This is a genomic window from Pseudomonas sp. Lb2C2, assembly GCF_052112205.1.
GTDB classification, from domain to species: Bacteria; Pseudomonadota; Gammaproteobacteria; order Pseudomonadales; family Pseudomonadaceae; genus Aquipseudomonas; species Aquipseudomonas kilonensis.
Genome location: NZ_JAUTYW010000003.1, coordinates 458,330 through 475,308, shown reverse-complemented (window position 1 = coordinate 475,308; position 16,979 = coordinate 458,330). Strand labels below are relative to the sequence as shown.

The following is a 16,979-nucleotide window of genomic DNA, read 5'->3' as shown; positions in this document are numbered from 1 at the left end:
ATGCGCACATGGATAGGCATCATGGCCCTGGCCTGCGCATTTGGCGCGCAGGCGGCCCCGAAAGTCGCAGTCACCGACCTTGCGTACCAGGAGCGGGTGGAGGAGTACATCCACACCGTTTCAGCGCAGAGCAACTTCCAGGCGAACCCTTACAGCGCCAGCGCCTCCTCGAGCTACGACGAGATGGAAGCCACCAGCAGCTACATCGAGCAGGGCGAACTGCGCAAGTTCACCGGCGACATCAAGGGCGAGATCCTGCGCAGCGGGATGTTCCAGCTGACCCAGGGCACGCCCTACACGGCGGCGTCCAAGGGCGACGTCTATGACGTGATCAAGCGCATCAAGGCCGGTAACTTCAAGGGTGCCGACTACGTGCTGTTCGGCACGGTCTCGGACATCGACTTCACCCGCGACATCAACGAGCTGGCCAATACCGACAGCTACTCGGCTGTGTTGGCGTTGACCCTGGTGGCGGACTTCAGCCTGATCAACACCAAGACCTACGAAATCACCTCGGCCTTTACGGCCATGGGCGAAGGCCAGGATACCAAGTTGATGAACCACCGGGACGTACGCATCAGCCTCAATCGTCCACGGGTGGTGCGCGAAGTGTCCAAGGCTTTAGGTGAAGACGTGGCGCGGCAATTGAGCGAACAGCTCGGCGGCCCGAGCTACCAACAACCCAGCGAACCGGTACAGCGCAATAACCTGCCTCGGGATACGGCGCCGGTGATTTTGCGTTGAGTCATACCGTCGGGTAGATGTTCAGCTGCTTCTGTGGCGAGTTGGATACTTTTGCCTTTGTAATGAGCTGAATGCTTTTGCTTTTGTGATGAGCTGGATGCTTTTGCTTTTGTGGCGAGGGAGCTTGCTCCCGCTGGGCTGCGAAGCGGCCCTAAGATCTTGCGGTCGCTGCGCAACCGAGCGGGAGCAAGCTCCCTCGCCACAAAAGCCACCTACAAAAGCTACCTCACCGCAGGCCGTGCTTTATGCAGCGGCCTTTCTGATCGTCGCGAGTAAACCCGCAGCACCAATGAACATACCCGCGAAGGCACGGTTCATTCGCCGTTGCTGTTTCGGGGTGCGCAACAGCCGCAGGACTTTGGACGCCAGCCCGGTGTACCCGGCCATGACGATGAGATCGACGACGATCATGGTCACGCCCAGGATCAGGTATTGCTGGATCAACGGCGCATGGGGATTGATGAACTGCGGCAACACCGCCAGCATGAACACCAGCGCCTTGGGGTTGCTGACATTGACCAGAAAGCCGCGAAACACCAGCGCCAAGGGCTTGCCGATGGGCCGCGGGCCCGCATCGTCTGTCATGTCAGCGGGAATGGCTCGCCACTGTTTGACACCCAGGTAGACCAGGTAGGCCACGCCGAACCATTTGATCGCATAGAACGCGGTGGCCGAGGCCGTGAGAATCGCGCCAACCCCGGCGGCGACAATCACGATTTGCAACGCCAGGCCCAATTGCAGGCCCAAGGCGTTCCAGTAACCGCGCCAGAAGCCGTAGCGCAGCCCGCTGGACATTGATGCAATAGCGCCGGCGCCCGGCGAAAGACTGATCACCCAGCACGCTGCGAAAAACGCCAGCCATGTTTCCAGCACCATTACACTCCCCGGCTCGAATTCGTCTAAACGACTAAGCTAATGCGCCGCCAGGCCGTTGACCACCGTTTTTTTGCACAAGCACTTAAGCCGGTATGAACCGTGGCGAGGGAGCTTGCTCCCGCTGGGCTGCGTAGCAGTCCTTTACTCGACGAAACCACCCACCGGAAACACCTCGCTGCCGCGCCAGCGCCGCACCGAACGCTGGAAGAACAGGCTGTTGGGCACTTGCACCATGGCGCTGCCGGTGCCGAGTTCCTCGGGTTCGATCAGCGTGGTGTACAGCAGGTTGATCGCCACCACGCGCCCCTTGATGCCGGGCTTGTCGGTGGTGTCCACCAACTCGACCACATCACCCAGGCGAAACGGTCCGACGGTGTAGATCAAAACAGCGCAGAGCAGGTTCGACAGCACGCTCCAGATGGCAAAGAACGCCACCGCTGCCACCGCGACGAAACCCGACAATGCCGTCCACAGCACCGTGGCCGAAACGCCCAGGCGTTCGAGCACCACCAGCACGGCGCTGCCCATGATCAGCCAGCGCAGCACGCCCCGCAGGATAATGATCAGTTGGGGTGGGAACGGGTAACGCTCACCCAGGCCGGTAAGGGTCCGCGCCACGACACGTTGCGCGACATAACCGGCCAGCAGGATCAGCAGGATTTGCACACCCAGCCAGATCGGCTCGATCCACATGACGGGTATAGGCAACGCCAACGCTTCCATCAGGACAACGCCTCCAGCTCCGCTTGCAGGTTTTCCAGCAGTTCCAGCGCTTGCATCCACGCCTCCTCGAGTTCCGCTTCCCGAACCTTCAGCTTGGCCTGCTCGGCCAGCAGGTCGCGCAACTCATCCTTGCGTGCTGCCTCGTAGAGACCACTGTCGCCAAGGCTGGTTTCGATCTTTTGCAGTTTTTCATGCAGCTTGCCCAACTCGGCTTCAAGCTTGTCGGCCTCGCGCTTGTGCGGCGCCAGTTGCTGGCGCAATGCGGCGGCGGCCTGGCGCTGGGCTTTCTTGTCGGTCTTGTCCGGGTTGACCGGTGTGCTGCTGACCGGCGCGTTGCGCTGACGGTATTCCACCAGCCAACGGGCGTAGTCTTCCAGGTCGCCGTCGAATTCCTCGACCTTGCCGTCAGCCACCAGGAAGAAATTATCCGTGGTGCTCTTGAGCAAATGCCGATCGTGGGACACCACCAGCACCGCACCGCTGAATTCCTGCAAGGCCATGGTCAGGGCCAGGCGCATCTCCAGGTCCAGGTGGTTGGTCGGTTCGTCGAGCAGCAACAGGTTCGGCCGGCCCCAAGCGATCAACGCCAGCGCCAGGCGCGCCTTTTCGCCACCGGAGAAATTCAACACCGGCTCGTCGATGCGCGCCCCGCGGAAATCGAAACCGCCGAGGAAATCGCGCAGGACCTGCTCACGCTCGGTCGGTGCCAGGCGCTGCAGGTGCAACAGCGGGCTGGCCTTGGAGTCCAGGGAGTCGAGCTGATGCTGGGCGAAATAGCCGACGACAGTGTTCTCGCCCCGGGTCAGGCGCCCGGCCAGAGGCTCAAGTTCGCCGGAAAGGTTCTTGATCAGGGTCGACTTACCGGCACCGTTGGGGCCCAGCAGACCGATCCGCGCACCCGGGGTCAGTTGCAGCTTGACCTTCTCCAGCACGGTCTTGTCGCCGTAGCCCAGGCGCGCGTCGGACAGGTCGATCAACGGGCTGGAAATCTTGGTCGACTCACGGAAGACAAAATCGAACGGCGAATCGACGTGGGCCGCCGACAACTCTTCCATCCGCTCCAGCGCCTTGATCCGGCTCTGGGCCTGGCGGGCCTTGGTGGCCTGGGCCTTGAAGCGGGCGATGTAGCTTTCCATGTGCGCACGTTGCGCCTGTTGCTTCTCGTAGGCCTGCTGTTGCTGGGCCAGGCGTTCGGCACGCGCGCGCTCGAAGGCGCTGTAGCCGCCGCGATACAAGGTGAGCTTGCGCTGATCGACATGGGCCACGTGATCCACCACCGCGTCGAGGAAATCACGGTCGTGGGAAATCAGCAGCAGCGTGCCTGGGTAGCTCTTGAGCCAGTCTTCGAGCCAGATGATGGCGTCGAGGTCCAAGTGGTTGGTCGGCTCATCGAGCAACAGCAGATCCGAAGGACACATCAAGGCCTGGGCCAAGTTCAGGCGCATCCGCCAGCCACCGGAGAAGTCCCCGACCTGGCGATCCATCTGCTCATTGGTAAAGCCCAGCCCGGCGAGCAATTTGCGCGCACGGGCATCGGCGGTGTAGCCATCGGCACTGTCGAGTTCCGCGTGCAGGCGGGCCTGTGCGGCACCGTCGTGGGCCGCTTCGGCCGCAGCCAGGTCACGTTGCACCTGGCGCAGGCGCAGGTCGCCATCGAGCACGTAGTCCACCGCCAGGCGCTCGAGGGTGTCGACCTCCTGGCGCATGTGGGCGATGCGCCAATCAGCCGGCAACAGGCAATCACCCGAGTCCGGGTGCAGCTCGCCTCGCAGCAAGGCGAACAGGCTCGATTTGCCGGCGCCGTTGGCACCGATGAGGCCGGCTTTGTGGCCGGCGTGCAGGGTCAGCTCGGCGTCTTCTAGCAGACGTTGCGGGCCACGCTGTAAAGTCAGGTTCTGAAGTCGGATCATAATGGCGGCGGAGTCTACCAGCTTCGCTCGCAACTGGCGCGAGTAGCACGATGTCCCCAGACCTGTGGAGCTTTTCCCTCGACCTCTATGCCAAGCCTGGCGTAGAGCCTGCCTGCCTGGCGTCACAAGACGCCGGCGCCAATGTCTGCCTGCTGCTTTGTGGCCTGTGGCTGGCGCAGCGCGGCGTGGCCTGCAATGAACACAGGCTGCAGCAGCTTCGACGATTGGCCGAGCCTTGGGATGCCGAGGTGGTGCGACCACTGCGCACGCTTCGCAGCCAATGGAAAACCAGCGCCCTCCAGGACACGGCACTCGATAGCCTGCGCGAGCAGGTCAAGCAACTGGAGTTGGCAGCCGAACGGCAATTGCTGGAGCGATTGGAAGCGCTGGCCAAGGATTGGCCCGGGGCACAACAGAACGATTCAGCGCAATGGCTGCAAGGGCTGGCGGCGAATGCCGGACCAGCGAGCCGCGACGCGCTGCATCAGCTGCGCGTCGCGGTGTCCGGCACTTAGGAAGCGCTGGTTGGGGTGCTGCTGGTGCTCGGCGCAACGGCGGCGGATGGGCTGGTCGCCGCGGCCGGAGTGCTGGCGGTTGGAGCCGGTGCCGGAGCCGGAGCCGGTGTCGCTGGCTTGGCAGCTGGTGCAGTCGCAGGTTTTGCGGCGGCTGGCTTTTTCACGGCCGGTTTCGCTGCGGGCTTGGCGGCTGGTTTGGCGGCAGCGGGCTTCGCGGCGGCTGGTTTGGCAGCCGTTGGCTTCGCAGCAGCAGGCTTGGCCGCAGCCGGTTTGGCAGCGGGTTTAGCCGCCGCTTTGGCGGGGGCTTTGGCAGCGACTGGCTTGGCAGCCGTTTTCGCAGCGGGCTTGGCCGCAGCCGTTTTGGTTGCCGCAGGCTTCGCTGCTGGTTTGGCGACAGCAGGTTTAGCAGTGGCTTTTACCGCCGCTTTGGCAGCCGGTTTTGCGGCAGCGGTTTTCGTCGCAGCAGGTTTTGCAGCGGCGGTTTTAGCGGCAGGTTTGGCGACAGCTTTTGCCGCAGGTTTAGCGGCTGGTTTAGCAGCAGCTTTTACAGCGGGCTTGGCGGCAGCAGGTTTAGCGGCCGCCGTTTTTGCGGCAGGCTTGGCCGCCGCTTTGACGACTGGTTTTTTTGCCGCAGGTTTTGCAGCACTGGCAGCGACCGGTTTGGCAGCAGGCTTGCTGGCAGCTTTGGCCGGTGCTTTCGCCGCAGGCTTGGCAGCGACTTTGGCCGGAGCTTTTGCCGCCACGGGTTTAGCCGCCGGCTTCTTGGCCGATACAGCGGCAGGCTTGGCAGCACGAAGCGTCAGCGCCTTGCCAGCAGCTTCTTGCACGCGACCGACACCCTGGGCCAGTTTCAGGCTTTCCTGGGCATCACGCTTGAGTTGCAGAATGTAGGTGCGGGTCTCGGACTGACGATCCTTCAAGGCGTCGAGCAGGTCTTCGAGTTCTTTCACGACCTCTTTGGCCTTGGCTTGTGCCTTGGCCTTGCCAGCGGTGGCTGCGTCTTGCAATTTGGTGCGCGACTTGTGCAGTTTTTCCTGCGCTTTGCCGCGTTGCTTTTCCAGTTTGGCGAGCAGTTTTTCAGCATCAGCCAGGGCTTGGGAGCAGGCATTTTCCAGATGTTCGAGCAGGCTGCCCGAGAGTTGTTGGAGCAAGTGCAACGGAGTGTTTACAGGCTTCTTGGTGGCCGACATGGTTTACCTCCTGACTGACGTGAGTGCGGCTCATACTAGACCTCTGCTTCAACCGCCGCTAGGGCATGTTGACAGTACACAAGACGTTGCGTTGCAAGAGACGAAAAATCTTCTGCGCCAGTGCCTTGGCAATCCACCTCTACAGATATCGGCACTGGCATAATTCCTCGATTCGAGGCCGGAGAGCACACATGTCGCGTCACCTGTTTTTATTCCTGTGCCTGGCTTGCTCCACGGTCCAGGCCGCTGAAAAAACCAGCGCAAACGAGGCCCACGATTTGGCGTATAGCCTGGGCGCCAGCCTCGGCGAACGCCTGCGCCAGGACGTGCCAGACCTGCAGATCAAAGCCTTGGTCGAAGGTTTGCAACAGGCCTACCTGGGCAAGCCGCTGGCCCTTGAGGACGAACGCATCGAACAGATCCTGGCCGAGCACCAGGCGCAACTGAACTCGCCATCGACAACGCCGCAGATCGAAGCCGCGTTGAAAACGGAGCAGACATTTCTCAACGAAGAAAAGAACCGGCCCGGCGTCCAGCAACTCGCAGACGGCATCCTGCTGACCGAAATCAAGCCAGGCCACGGCGCGAAGGCCGGTCCTCACGGCAAGGTCCAGGTGCTGTACATCGGTCGCTTGCCGGACGGCACCGTATTCGATTCCAACCGTCAGGCGCAGTGGTTCAACCTCGACAGCGTGATTGACGGCTGGCGCAGTGCATTGCCGCAAATGCCGGTAGGCGCAAAATGGCGGCTGGTGATTCCATCGACCCTGGCCTATGGCGCCGAAGGGGCGGGAGATGTGATCCCGCCGTTCACGCCACTGGTGTTTGAAATCGAGTTGCTGGGCGCGACGACCTGACGCTGGCCCAATAAAAAACGGTGCGCAATGCGCACCGTTTTTTCATGACCGCGAAACCCTCAGGCCTGGACCGCGGCTTCTTCCTTGTGAGCGTTGTGCAGCACTTCGATCAGGCAGTCTTCCAGTTCGAAACGTTCGTGCAGCAAGCCGCCCAGTTCCTTGAATTTTTCCGCTACGCACTTGCCTTCATCGCACAGGTCGTTGAACGCCAGCAGCTTTTCGGTGATGACATCGATGCGTGGGTAGATCTGCTCGGCGAGTTCCAAACCGCGCTTGTCGTTGAAGGCCTTGGCCTCGCCCGTCAGTTGTTCGTAGATCTCGAAATGACCGGCAGACACATAGTCGACCAGCACACCGCAGAACTCCTGCAGGGGTTTGCGGCTTTCGCTCAGCGCTTCAGGCTTATCGCCGAGGGCATCATAGGCCCGAACCAGTTCGTGACGCTCCTGCAACCAGCGATCGATCAGCAGATGCACCCCACCCCAGCGTTCCTGAGCATTCTGACAACTTTCGAGCATGGTGATTTCTTCCCTTGTGAGTCATGCCACTCGCAGCCTGTGCACGCCTGATGACCAGGGACAAGCCAGACACAACATGATCGAGCGGCACAATTCCAATAACACGTGCGGGCCAGATTATGCCCGCACGACAATGGCTTCAAGGTACGCAGGAGATAAAGTTCATACAAGTGTTTAATCCACGGCCCGGACCATCTGCGACGTATCGCCGCTGAGCGGTCGTACCAGAGCACTCCAGGCAAGGCGCAGTAGCAGATAGGTCATCGCGCTGGACACCGCGAGAAAAAACAACAGGCTCCATTCGGGGATACTCAGGTCGAACAGTGTCCAGGTGATATTCGCGCAATCGATGGCGCCGTCGAGGACACGATGCAACGCGCACCACCACGAATCCATCAGCTTGGGCTGGGCAATACAATCAGGAAACGGCTCGAACGAATGGCTTTGCATCAAGACCTGACGCCATGCCAGGGTCATTCCCCCCGCCGCAAAAACCAACCCTGCCGCACCATAGAAGAGACTGCCTCTTTGCCCTGGACCGTGTACGCATGCCACAAGGCTGTTCGCCAGGAACAGCATCAGGCACAACCGCTGCAAGACACACAGGCTGCAAGGTGTCAGGCCGACCGAATATTCCAGATAAGTGCTGATGCCCAAAGCCAGGGCTGCGGCGATGGAAGCCATGAGAAACAAGAAGCGTGAGCTGGCCAAAGACATGGCGGTTCCGTAACAGAAGAGACAAGCAGTTACGGTAGAGGAAAGCCCTCGGGCCTTTCAAGGCGGGCCAGCGCAGACACTTCACCAGGGATGTAGGGAATTCCCGACAGGCCAAAGAGGATTCAGCGCGATGGGCTGTAGGACTTTACTGAAGCCATGACCAAAGCCCCAAAACCGGAGCTGTATTTCGCCCTTATTCAAGGACAGCACTTAACTGTGGCGAGGGGATTTATCCCCTCGCCACAGCAAGCTCCCTCGCCACAATGATTCATACCATTTTCAAGAATGAGTCATGCCCCTCTCAAGTGGACAACACCTGAGCCGGAACCGGCAACGGCGCGGCCAGCAAACGCTCATCCAACAGCCCCAGCCCCTCCTGGAACAACTGGTTGCTGCGCTCGGCATCTCCCAGTTGCGCCAGCAATCGCGCCAGTTCAGCACAGGCTTCGGGGTTGCGTTGGACGCGCAAGCTGCTTTCCAGATAGTCCCGCGCCTTGCCCCACAAACTGTTCTGCAGGCATAGGCGCCCCAGGGTCAGCAACAGGCTTGGATCGGCCGGGTGGTCCTTGAGCCAACCTTCGGCCGCTTGCAACTGGCGGATCGGATCATTGCCACGTACCAACCCGTACAGGCGCGCCAGATGGCTGTCATAGTGACGCTTGAGCGCACTTCGCAGCACCTCTTCGGCTTCGACCTGGGCCCCCAACTGACGCAATTGCTCGGCATAGGCCAGCACCAGCGCCGGCTCCTGGCGTTGCGCGGAGGTCAGTTGTTGCCAGGCGCGATTGAGCGACTGCAACCCGACGCTGCCGTCCTCCTCACGGTGGGCTGCCAGGCTGAGGTTTTCGCCCCAGGCGCGACGTTCCAGTTCAGCCAGCTCAGCCGGCGGCAGGACCTTGTCCTTGCGCAGCTCCGGCAACAGCCGGATCACCGCCGACCAGTCGCCACGCTGCTGATGCAGTCGTTGCAGTTGGCGCAGGACCTGGACGTTATGGGAATGACGCTCATGCATGGCCTGCAGCGTGGTCAATGCGCCGTCGGTGTCGCCTCGGTCCGTCTGCAGTTGCGCGTGCGTCAGGGCAATGGCCAGTTCCGCCTGGGGCTGACGCTCCAGGGCGCGCTCGAGCAAACTGTCGCTCTGTTCGTAGAGACCTTGTTCGTTGGCCGCACGGGCGGCACCGAGGTAATACAGCAGCGGCTGGCGCTCGGCTTCGGCGGCACGATGCAGGTGTCGTTGGGCACTGGCCCAGCGACCTTCGGCCAAGTCCAACTGGCCGTGTTCGATCGCCACTTGCACCCGCCGGCTGCGGTTGCGCCGCGACCACGGGTTGACCACGCCGCTGGACGTGGTCACCAGCCCGATCAGCGCCCGCAGGCCTCGCCACACCAGCCAGAGCACCGCCACCAGGGCCAGGGTGACCCACAGGCCCGCTTCATAACGGAAGTTCTTGTACGCCACCAGCACGTAACCCGAATGCTCGGCAATCGCCACGCCCAGCAAGGCAGCGGCAGCGATGACCACGAACAGAATCACGTAGAGACGCTTCATGGCGTGGCCTCCTGCGCGCCAGGCGCGGGCAGCGGCTTGACCGATTCCTGGGCATTGAGGTTGCGGCGCTCAAGGTAAGCCTGGACGCTGCTCAGCGTGCCCGTCAGGTCCGGGGTGACCACCGTCACCGGCTGCCTGGACAGCTCACCCACGCGCTCGAGCATGATCTTGCTTTGCGGGTTGTCCTGGTTGAAGTTGTTCTTCAACACGTCCCGAGCTTCAGTCAGCGCCTGGGTGTACACCGGCGCCTGACCATTGAGGGCGGCCCATTGCGCCTGTTCCAGCGCCAGGCTCAAGGCCAGGCGCACTTGCACAAGGCTTTGCCCGGCCAGCAGCGGACGGACGTTCTCATCGGCGTTGAAGTCGATACGGATATAACGCGAGATCTGGTCCCACCACTGTGCCCAACGACTGGCACCATCGCCATCGGCGGTCAGGCCCAAAAGCGACTCACCACGGTCCTTGTACTCGGGCGCCAGCTCGGTCAGCTCCAGGACCTGGTCACGCAAGGCGCCCAGTTGCAGGAACAGCCCGGTGCGATCCGGTTGTTCGGTGCTGCGCAATGCGGCGAGGGTCTTGGCCAGTTGCTCGCGGGCGGCGAACGAACCGGGGTCGTTCTGCTCGCGCAGGATTTCGTCAGCGCCCTGCACCAGCGCCTGGGCACTGTTGATGTCTTGCAGGGCGGAAAGACGCAGGCTGGCCAGGCGCAACAAGTGCTCGGCCTCCGCCAGGCGCCAATCCTTGCGGCTGGCACCGAGCACGGTCTCCAGGCGCTGGTTCAGGTGCTGCTGGTCACTTTGCAACTGGGCTACCAGGCGCCGCCGCTCCTCCAGCTCTTCGGCCGGGGGCAATTGCGCCAGGCGCTCGCTCAGGCGTTGCTCGTTGAGCTTGAGGCTCTGGGCCTGATCATTCAGTGCCTGGACCTGGGCGGACTGCTGCTGGTTATTGGTTTGCAGGTGACGCACCTGCCAAACGCCCCAACCGCCTACGGCGACACCGGCGGCGCCGAGCAGCAAGGCAACAACGGCCAGCCCGTTGCCGCGGCGCGGCGCCACTGGGGGCGGGGTTTCAACCGGCGCATCGATCGCTGGCTGGTCTAGATCTTCTTTTGGCAAGGCTGTTTCGCTCACGTATCCATCCTTTGCATTAGAAAACGGCACGGAGTGTTCCCGTAACGCCGCCAGCAAAGCCGCAGCATTGGCACCACGGCAATCCACAACTGTTCGGGCCCCGGCGGCACGCGCCATCTCGGCAACCCTTGGGCTTGGAACAAACAACGGTAACCGCGCCAGGGCCGGCCACGCATCGCCGGCCAGCCGCTGCAGATGCTCGAAGCCCTGCCCACTGCTGACCACCAGTGCGTTCAAGCGTTCCGCTTCGACTTTCGCCGGCAACGCCCCTTCGCCGTAATCAGGCAAGTGGCGGCGGTACAATTCCAGATAATCGACACTAGCACCTTGCTCGCGCAAACGCTCTGCCAGCAAGCCACGCCCGCCTTCACCCCGAACGATCAACACCTTGGGGTCGGGCCGCGCAACAGCCTGGCGCAAGACCAAGTGCTCCAGCAAGGCTTCGCTGTCATCGCCGTTATCGGGATAAAACACCGTGAGGCCGGCATCGCTGAGAATCTGTCCGGTGGCCGCACCCACGCTGAACCAGGGTTGGTCTGGAGGCTGGGGCCAGTATTGGCGCAACAACTCGACGCACAGGCGTGCGGCAGGTTTGCTGACGACGATCACGGCAGAGTATTGGTCCAGCGCCTGGAATATCGCCCGCCCGGCATCGGACAGCGGGATCGGCTCGATATCCAGCAAGGGCAGGCTGCTGCTGTAGACCCCCGCTTCGGCCAGGACAGCCGCCAGCGCCGAGGACTCGTCCGCCGGCCGGGTGAGCAGCAGCCGCCAGCCCGTCACGCGTGGCCGGCCTCGCCGTAGACGGCCTTGAGGATGTCGGCAGCGCCCTGGCTCAGCAGGTCCTCGGCCACCCGCACGCCCAACGCCTCGGCATCGTGGCGCGGTGCCCGGGCTTCGGCGCTGAGCAGCCGGCCACCGTTGGGATCCCCCACCAGGCCGCGCAACCAGACCTGTTCGCCTTCCAGCACGGCGTAACAGGCGATCGGCACTTGGCAACCGCCATTGAGATGTTTGTTGAGGGCACGTTCGGCGAACACCCGCGTGGCGGTGTCTTCATGATGCAGCGGCGCCAGCAGGGCGTGGATGTCGCTGTCGGCGCTGCGGCACTCGATGCCCACCGCCCCTTGCCCACCGGCCGGCAGGCTGTCGTCGACGCTGATGGCCGAGGTGATGCGATCTTCGAAGCCCAGGCGGATCAGGCCGGCGGCGGCGAGGATGATCGCGTCGTACTCACCGGCATCGAGCTTGGCCAGGCGCGTATTGACGTTACCGCGCAGGAAACGGATTTGCAGGTCCGGGCGGCGAGTCAGCAACTGTGCCTGGCGACGCAGGCTGGAAGTGCCGACCACGCTCCCGGCAGGCAGTGCTTCAAGACTGGAAAACGTGTTGGAGACGAACGCATCGCGTGGGTCTTCCCGCTCGCAGATGCAAAACAGGCCCAGGCCTTCGGGGAAGTCCATGGGCACGTCTTTCATCGAATGCACGGCGATGTCGGCTTCGTTGTCCAGCAACGCGGTTTCCAGTTCCTTGACGAACAGGCCCTTGCCGCCGATCTTCGACAGCGGCGAGTCCAGCAGCTTGTCCCCACGACTGACCATGGGCACCAGGGTCACGATCAGGCCGGGATGGGCCGCTTCCAGGCGGGCTTTGACGTATTCGGCCTGCCAGAGGGCCAGGGCACTTTTACGGGTGGCGATGCGGATCTCGCGAGGGGACATGGATCAATCCGTACTTAAAAGATACGGCAGATAATAACAGCTCAGCCAAAACCGCTTTGATTTGAATCACGACCCCAAGGCCTCCCTGGCCGCCAACTCCTCGAAATGAAACGTATGGAACGCCTTGGACCCGCCGCGCTAAAGCTGCTGCATCATCTTGCGCACGCCAGCCACGTGCCGCCGGCTGACAATCAGCGCATCGCCATTGAGGCCCTTGAGGAACAGTTGGAAATGCCCAAGGGGCGTACGCTGCAAACGCTCGATGCGCTCGCGAGCCACGAGGGCGTTGCGGTGGATGCGTACGAAACGCTCGCCGAACTCGTCTTCGAGAGCCTTGAGTGGCTCATCCAACAACACCTCGCCACTCTCATGGCGCAGGGTCACGTATTTATGGTCGGCTATAAAGTAGACCACCTGGTTCAACGGGATCAGCTCGATGCCTTTGCGGGTACGCGCACTGATATGGCTGCGCGGGCCGCTACCGCTTTCGGCGGCCGGACGGGTCAACGCCGCCAGTTGCACACGGTTGGGCCGCTCAGCCTTGCGCAAGGCTTCGAGCAACGCCTCGGCCGCCACTGGCTTGACCAGGTAGCCCACGTCACCGGCCTGCAACACCTCGGGTGGGAAGTCGTCCCGGGTGGTACAGAACACCACGGCGGGTGGCGACTCTCGTTCGCACAACTTCGCCGCCACTTGCAGGCCGTCCAGCCCTGGCATGCGAATGTCGAGCAGCACGATATCCGGCTTGTGGCTGTCAATAAGGGCCAATGCCTCTTCGCCATTGGTGGCGCTCGGCTCCAGGACACTGTAACCCTCGAGCTCGCCAACCATTCGGCTCAGGCGCTCGCGGGCCAGTGGTTCGTCATCAACGATCAGGACATTCATATTGCGCTGGATTCCTGCGTGAGTCTCGCACAAGGATAGCGTAGACAGGGGAAGTGACATCCGTCACCGCGATCCACGCTAAGACTCGTTCGAGGGCCAAAAAGTGCCGCGAGGCGGTTGCCTATCTTTACCAGCGCTTGCCGACCGATGCCCGAGGCCCGTTGTCGCACGGCGTCGCCGTAGGGATTGTTAACTGTCGATCTGACCAATATGAGCACCCCCTTCTTATCTGTATCCGCTGCGCCATGGGTGGAAAAAGCAAAAGTCCTACAGTCCACTGTAGACGGTTGCCACGACGATATTGCTCAATCGAAAAATATCGTTGCGGGAAAACCCGGTTGGATCCCAGGGTTCTATCGAAAAAACCTGCCGACCAGTGCCAGCGCCAGTCCCGGCAACCCTGCTATCATCCGCCGCAGCCTTTAACCGCTACTTTTTCCACAGCCGATCACGAGCGAATTCATGAGCACTGACAAGACCAATCAGTCCTGGGGCGGCCGCTTCAGTGAACCCGTCGACGCCTTCGTCGCCCGCTTCACCGCCTCCGTCAACTTTGACCAGCGCCTGTATCGCCACGACATCATGGGCTCGATCGCCCACGCCACCATGCTGGCCAAGGTCGGCGTGCTGACCGATGCCGAGCGCGACAGCATCATCGACGGCCTGAAGACCATCGAGACTGAAATCGAGGCCGGCCAGTTCGACTGGCGCGTCGACCTTGAAGACGTGCACATGAACATCGAAGCGCGCCTGACCGACCGCATCGGCGTGACGGGCAAGAAACTGCACACCGGCCGCAGCCGCAACGACCAGGTCGCCACCGACATCCGCCTGTGGTTGCGCGATGAGATCGACCTGATCCTGGCCGAAATCACTCGCCTGCAAAAAGGCCTGCTGGAGCAAGCCGAGCGCGAAGCCGAGAGCATCATGCCGGGCTTCACGCACCTGCAAACCGCCCAACCTGTAACGTTTGGGCATCACATGCTGGCCTGGTTCGAAATGCTCAGCCGCGACTACGAGCGCCTGGTGGACTGCCGCAAGCGCACCAACCGCATGCCCCTGGGCAGCGCCGCGCTGGCCGGCACCACGTACCCGATCGACCGTGAATACACCGCGCAGTTGCTGGGTTTCGACGCCGTGGGCGGCAACTCGCTGGATAACGTCTCGGACCGCGATTTTGCCATCGAATTCTGCGCCGCCGCGAGCATCGCGATGATGCACCTGTCGCGCTTCTCCGAAGAGCTGGTGCTGTGGACCAGTGCGCAATTCCAGTTCATTGACCTGCCGGACCGCTTCTGCACCGGCAGTTCGATCATGCCGCAAAAGAAAAACCCCGACGTGCCGGAACTGGTGCGGGGCAAGAGTGGCCGGGTGTTCGGCGCACTGATGGGCCTGCTGACCCTGATGAAAGGCCAGCCGCTGGCCTACAACAAGGACAACCAGGAAGACAAGGAACCGCTGTTCGACGCCGCCGACACCTTGCGCGACTCGCTGCGAGCCTTTGCCGACATGATCCCGGCCATCAAGCCCAAGCACGCAGTGATGCGCGAAGCGGCCCTGCGCGGTTTTTCCACCGCCACGGACCTGGCCGATTACCTGGTGCGCCGTGGCCTGCCGTTCCGCGACTGCCATGAGATCGTCGGCCATGCCGTGAAGTACGGCGTGGACAGTGGCAAGGACCTGGCGGAAATGAGCCTGGACGAACTGCGCCAGTTCAGCGACCAGATCGAGCAGGACGTGTTTGCCGTGCTGACCCTCGAAGGCTCGGTCAATGCCCGTGACCACATCGGCGGCACCGCGCCGGCGCAGGTCAAGGCAGCCGTAGTGCGCGGCCAGGCGTTGCTCGCCAGCCGCTAAAAGCATCGCGAGCAAGCTCGCTCCCACACTGGATCTCCATGTTCACAGAATATGTGCTCACTGAAGATCCACTGTGGGAGCGAGCTTGCTCGCGATAACTCACTTCAAAACACCACGAAACTCACTTCTTGGCAGCGATCATCGCCAAAAACGCCGGCATCGCCGCATCCCTATCCGCCGCAATCCGCTGCACATTTGGATTCTGCTCCAAGCGCTCCATCAGCGCCTTGGCTGCCGGCATGTCTTCCAACAGGTCGATATCGAACAACTTCCTGCCCACTTGGCAGGCCGGCGAGACGCTGTAGAAGAAATACAGATCGGCAATGGTCAGGCTATCGCCCGCCACGTAGGGCGCGAATTTGCCGTGCCGACCGAGCGAGGCGAACCCCAGCCGCAATTCGTCTTTGCTCTTTTCCTTGATGACATCGGGCACCGTCATGCCGAAAAAAGCCTCGGCAAAGCAAGCCCGCGCCGGCAGTTCGATGTACAACTCGATCTCCCTGCACAAGGCCAATACCTGGGCGCGCTCGAACGGGTCACTGGGCAGCAGGGCCTTGCCTGGCTGGGTTTGCTCGATGTACTCGAGGATCACGCTGGTTTCGTTGATGAACCCCTGCTCGGTTTTCAACACCGGCACCTTCCCGCGCGGGCTGATGGCCCACGCTTCGGGAGTCTTGTTGGGGTAGAACGGCACTTCTTCGAAGGTCAGGCCCTTCTCCAACAGCGCCAGTTTGACCATGTTGTAATAGTTACTGACAGAGAAACCATAAAGCTCGAGCATTACAAAGCCTCCAGGCCGTGCGGGGTTGGCAGCTTTGGGTTATAGACCGTCGGGGCATTTCGTGCCAGGCGCATCACGCCGCTGAATGCAGGTAAACTGGCGACCTTTCTCCCAGGAGCCTGCCATGAGCGAGCCAACCGACATCGACAACGACGAAGAAGAATTCGTCGAGAACACGCTGATCCAGGCCATCGAAAACCAGATCGAAAGTGACAATCCGCCTGCGGCCAAGGCCACTTTCAACAAGTTGACCCTGGTCGGTTATGAGCGCGAAGAAATCCTCAACCTGATGGCCCATGTGCTGGCGGTGGAAATTGACGCAATCCTGGAAGAGGATCGGCCGTTCAATACCCAGTGGTACGAAGCCGCCTTGCGCGCGTTGCCTGAGTTGCCGCCGGAAAAGAACTGAACCGACAGGCAAAGTTGCTTCTGTGGCGAGGGAGCTTGCTCCCGCTGGGGCGCGAAGCGGCCCTAAAAAAGTGGACTCATTACGATTTTGGGCCTGCTGCGCAGTCCAGCGGGGATAAATCCCCTCGCCACAAGGGACCTGCCTGGACTCGCTACAAAAAAACAAAAAAAGCATGACACTGAGACTGGACAGCTCGGCCGAGTGCGCTCACCTTAGTGACGCTGTCGACCAATTCCTAGAAAGTCTGGAGTCCTTATGTCGCTTACCCCTGAGCTGGTTGCCGAACTGGAAATCCTTGCACTCTTCAACCTGGACAGTTCCCAGGAAGGCCTGAAAATTCATCAGACCGCTGCCCCTAAAGCGATTGCCGCTGCCCAACGCCTGTTCGAAAAAGAACTGATCACCCAGCCCGACGGTGGTTACCTGACAAGCCTGGGCCGAGATGCCGCCCAAAACGTACAAACCGTCCTGACGATACTCAGCGTGCAAGAAGCCGCCTGATCCCCCCTGTCGCCCACGGAAATCTCCTTTACGGGATTTCCGCAGGCGCACGGGTGCCTTGCGTAAAAAACCGGCATCCGGATTCTGTTTTCAGCT

General features: G+C 61.7%; 18 protein-coding genes and 2 pseudogenes. 7 read left to right on the top strand and 13 right to left on the bottom strand.

Annotation, left to right across the window (positions count from 1 at the left end):
* On the top strand, positions 1–744 hold the full coding sequence (locus tag Q7F16_RS10410) for a hypothetical protein (RefSeq protein ID WP_033062772.1): 744 nt from the start codon (positions 1–3) through the stop codon (positions 742–744).
* Positions 745–987: 243 nt separating this feature from the next.
* On the opposite strand, the gene rhtB is transcribed toward Q7F16_RS10410, so the two are convergent.
* The 3 genes from rhtB to Q7F16_RS10395 form a co-directional block, all read right to left on the bottom strand.
* Entirely contained in the window at positions 988–1,620 is a 633-nt protein-coding gene (gene rhtB, locus Q7F16_RS10405; protein WP_046065751.1) for a homoserine/homoserine lactone efflux protein, read from the bottom strand.
* A 141-nt stretch (positions 1,621–1,761) separates the two neighbouring features.
* On the bottom strand, positions 1,762–2,343 hold the full coding sequence (locus Q7F16_RS10400; RefSeq protein WP_046065752.1) for a mechanosensitive ion channel family protein: 582 nt from the start codon (positions 2,341–2,343) through the stop codon (positions 1,762–1,764).
* Complete coding sequence (locus Q7F16_RS10395; RefSeq protein ID WP_024619578.1) at positions 2,343–4,253, bottom strand: ATP-binding cassette domain-containing protein; 1,911 nt, start codon at positions 4,251–4,253, stop codon at positions 2,343–2,345. Before Q7F16_RS10395 ends, Q7F16_RS10400 begins: the two co-directional genes overlap by 1 nt.
* Before the next feature lie 50 nt (positions 4,254–4,303).
* Here Q7F16_RS10395 and Q7F16_RS10390 point away from each other — a divergent pair, with 50 nt between their 5' ends.
* A complete protein-coding gene (locus tag Q7F16_RS10390) occupies positions 4,304–4,768 on the top strand; it encodes a TIGR02444 family protein (RefSeq protein WP_046065753.1) in 465 nt (154 codons plus the stop codon).
* Here Q7F16_RS10390 and Q7F16_RS10385 read toward each other — a convergent pair.
* Positions 4,765–5,958, bottom strand: coding sequence for an AlgP family protein (locus Q7F16_RS10385; RefSeq protein ID WP_409555750.1), 1,194 nt, complete (start codon positions 5,956–5,958; stop codon positions 4,765–4,767). The genes Q7F16_RS10390 and Q7F16_RS10385 overlap by 4 nt on opposite strands.
* 191 nt (positions 5,959–6,149) lie before the next feature.
* Here Q7F16_RS10385 and Q7F16_RS10380 point away from each other — a divergent pair, with 191 nt between their 5' ends.
* Entirely contained in the window at positions 6,150–6,815 is a 666-nt protein-coding gene (locus Q7F16_RS10380) for an FKBP-type peptidyl-prolyl cis-trans isomerase (protein ID WP_409555749.1), read from the top strand.
* Positions 6,816–6,874: 59 nt separating this feature from the next.
* Here the strand turns inward: Q7F16_RS10380 and Q7F16_RS10375 are convergent, their stop codons facing one another.
* The 8 genes and pseudogenes from Q7F16_RS10375 to Q7F16_RS10340 all read right to left on the bottom strand — a co-directional run.
* The gene (locus tag Q7F16_RS10375; protein ID WP_003206770.1) at positions 6,875–7,333 is read right to left on the bottom strand and encodes an Rsd/AlgQ family anti-sigma factor; all 459 of its coding nucleotides are present in this window, start codon (positions 7,331–7,333) and stop codon (positions 6,875–6,877) included.
* A 174-nt stretch (positions 7,334–7,507) separates the two neighbouring features.
* A complete protein-coding gene (locus Q7F16_RS10370) occupies positions 7,508–8,050 on the bottom strand; it encodes a disulfide bond formation protein B (protein WP_024618149.1) in 543 nt (180 codons plus the stop codon).
* 301 nt (positions 8,051–8,351) lie between these two features.
* Complete coding sequence (locus tag Q7F16_RS10365) at positions 8,352–9,599, bottom strand: heme biosynthesis protein HemY (protein ID WP_409555748.1); 1,248 nt, start codon at positions 9,597–9,599, stop codon at positions 8,352–8,354.
* Positions 9,596–10,729: a uroporphyrinogen-III C-methyltransferase gene (locus Q7F16_RS10360; protein WP_409555836.1), complete on the bottom strand. Its 1,134-nt coding sequence runs from the start codon at positions 10,727–10,729 to the stop codon at positions 9,596–9,598. Before Q7F16_RS10360 ends, Q7F16_RS10365 begins: the two co-directional genes overlap by 4 nt.
* A 36-nt stretch (positions 10,730–10,765) precedes the next feature.
* Positions 10,766–11,512: pseudogene (locus Q7F16_RS10355) on the bottom strand (uroporphyrinogen-III synthase); the annotation flags it as partial.
* Positions 11,509–12,450 (bottom strand): hydroxymethylbilane synthase, encoded by a 942-nt coding sequence (hemC, locus tag Q7F16_RS10350; RefSeq protein WP_046065757.1) that lies wholly within the window; start codon positions 12,448–12,450, stop codon positions 11,509–11,511. The pseudogene Q7F16_RS10355 and the gene hemC, both read right to left, overlap by 4 nt.
* A 138-nt stretch (positions 12,451–12,588) precedes the next feature.
* Entirely contained in the window at positions 12,589–13,335 is a 747-nt protein-coding gene (locus tag Q7F16_RS10345; RefSeq protein ID WP_014340814.1) for a LytR/AlgR family response regulator transcription factor, read from the bottom strand.
* Positions 13,332–13,481, bottom strand: a pseudogene (locus Q7F16_RS10340) (sensor histidine kinase); the annotation flags it as partial. The pseudogene Q7F16_RS10340 and the gene Q7F16_RS10345, both read right to left, overlap by 4 nt.
* A gap of 64 nt (positions 13,482–13,545) precedes the next feature.
* Here Q7F16_RS10340 and Q7F16_RS10335 point away from each other — a divergent pair.
* Positions 13,546–13,761, top strand: a complete 216-nt coding sequence (locus Q7F16_RS10335; protein ID WP_139381097.1) for a hypothetical protein — start codon at positions 13,546–13,548, stop codon at positions 13,759–13,761.
* A gap of 36 nt (positions 13,762–13,797) precedes the next feature.
* Positions 13,798–15,192, top strand: a complete 1,395-nt coding sequence (gene argH, locus Q7F16_RS10330; protein ID WP_014340815.1) for an argininosuccinate lyase — start codon at positions 13,798–13,800, stop codon at positions 15,190–15,192.
* Between the two features lie 121 nt (positions 15,193–15,313).
* Here the strand turns inward: argH and Q7F16_RS10325 are convergent, their stop codons facing one another.
* Positions 15,314–15,973 carry a glutathione S-transferase family protein gene (locus Q7F16_RS10325; protein ID WP_046065759.1) on the bottom strand — a complete coding sequence of 220 codons (660 nt, stop codon included), beginning with the start codon at positions 15,971–15,973 and terminating at the stop codon, positions 15,314–15,316.
* A 124-nt stretch (positions 15,974–16,097) separates the two neighbouring features.
* On the opposite strand from Q7F16_RS10325, the gene Q7F16_RS10320 reads away from it, so the two are divergent.
* Both Q7F16_RS10320 and Q7F16_RS10315 read left to right on the top strand, forming a co-directional pair.
* Entirely contained in the window at positions 16,098–16,382 is a 285-nt protein-coding gene (locus Q7F16_RS10320) for a hypothetical protein (RefSeq protein ID WP_046065760.1), read from the top strand.
* A 255-nt stretch (positions 16,383–16,637) separates the two neighbouring features.
* Positions 16,638–16,883 carry a TIGR02647 family protein gene (locus Q7F16_RS10315; protein WP_003206789.1) on the top strand — a complete coding sequence of 82 codons (246 nt, stop codon included), beginning with the start codon at positions 16,638–16,640 and terminating at the stop codon, positions 16,881–16,883.
* Positions 16,884–16,979 lie beyond the last annotated feature (96 nt).

What these genes read in the sequence shown, in the direction of transcription:
- Q7F16_RS10410 (WP_033062772.1), top strand. Translation starts at nt 1, where the DNA reads ATGCGCACATGGATAGGCATCATGGCCCTGGCCTGCGCATTTGGCGCG.
- rhtB (WP_046065751.1), bottom strand. Translation starts at nt 1,620, where the DNA reads ATGGTGCTGGAAACATGGCTGGCGTTTTTCGCAGCGTGCTGGGTGATC.
- Q7F16_RS10400 (WP_046065752.1), bottom strand. Translation starts at nt 2,343, where the DNA reads ATGGAAGCGTTGGCGTTGCCTATACCCGTCATGTGGATCGAGCCGATC.
- Q7F16_RS10395 (WP_024619578.1), bottom strand. Translation starts at nt 4,253, where the DNA reads ATGATCCGACTTCAGAACCTGACTTTACAGCGTGGCCCGCAACGTCTG.
- Q7F16_RS10390 (WP_046065753.1), top strand. Translation starts at nt 4,304, where the DNA reads ATGTCCCCAGACCTGTGGAGCTTTTCCCTCGACCTCTATGCCAAGCCT.
- Q7F16_RS10385 (WP_409555750.1), bottom strand. Translation starts at nt 5,958, where the DNA reads ATGTCGGCCACCAAGAAGCCTGTAAACACTCCGTTGCACTTGCTCCAA.
- Q7F16_RS10380 (WP_409555749.1), top strand. Translation starts at nt 6,150, where the DNA reads ATGTCGCGTCACCTGTTTTTATTCCTGTGCCTGGCTTGCTCCACGGTC.
- Q7F16_RS10375 (WP_003206770.1), bottom strand. Translation starts at nt 7,333, where the DNA reads ATGCTCGAAAGTTGTCAGAATGCTCAGGAACGCTGGGGTGGGGTGCAT.
- Q7F16_RS10370 (WP_024618149.1), bottom strand. Translation starts at nt 8,050, where the DNA reads ATGTCTTTGGCCAGCTCACGCTTCTTGTTTCTCATGGCTTCCATCGCC.
- Q7F16_RS10365 (WP_409555748.1), bottom strand. Translation starts at nt 9,599, where the DNA reads ATGAAGCGTCTCTACGTGATTCTGTTCGTGGTCATCGCTGCCGCTGCC.
- hemC (WP_046065757.1), bottom strand. Translation starts at nt 12,450, where the DNA reads ATGTCCCCTCGCGAGATCCGCATCGCCACCCGTAAAAGTGCCCTGGCC.
- Q7F16_RS10345 (WP_014340814.1), bottom strand. Translation starts at nt 13,335, where the DNA reads ATGAATGTCCTGATCGTTGATGACGAACCACTGGCCCGCGAGCGCCTG.
- Q7F16_RS10335 (WP_139381097.1), top strand. Translation starts at nt 13,546, where the DNA reads ATGAGCACCCCCTTCTTATCTGTATCCGCTGCGCCATGGGTGGAAAAA.
- argH (WP_014340815.1), top strand. Translation starts at nt 13,798, where the DNA reads ATGAGCACTGACAAGACCAATCAGTCCTGGGGCGGCCGCTTCAGTGAA.
- Q7F16_RS10325 (WP_046065759.1), bottom strand. Translation starts at nt 15,973, where the DNA reads ATGCTCGAGCTTTATGGTTTCTCTGTCAGTAACTATTACAACATGGTC.
- Q7F16_RS10320 (WP_046065760.1), top strand. Translation starts at nt 16,098, where the DNA reads ATGAGCGAGCCAACCGACATCGACAACGACGAAGAAGAATTCGTCGAG.
- Q7F16_RS10315 (WP_003206789.1), top strand. Translation starts at nt 16,638, where the DNA reads ATGTCGCTTACCCCTGAGCTGGTTGCCGAACTGGAAATCCTTGCACTC.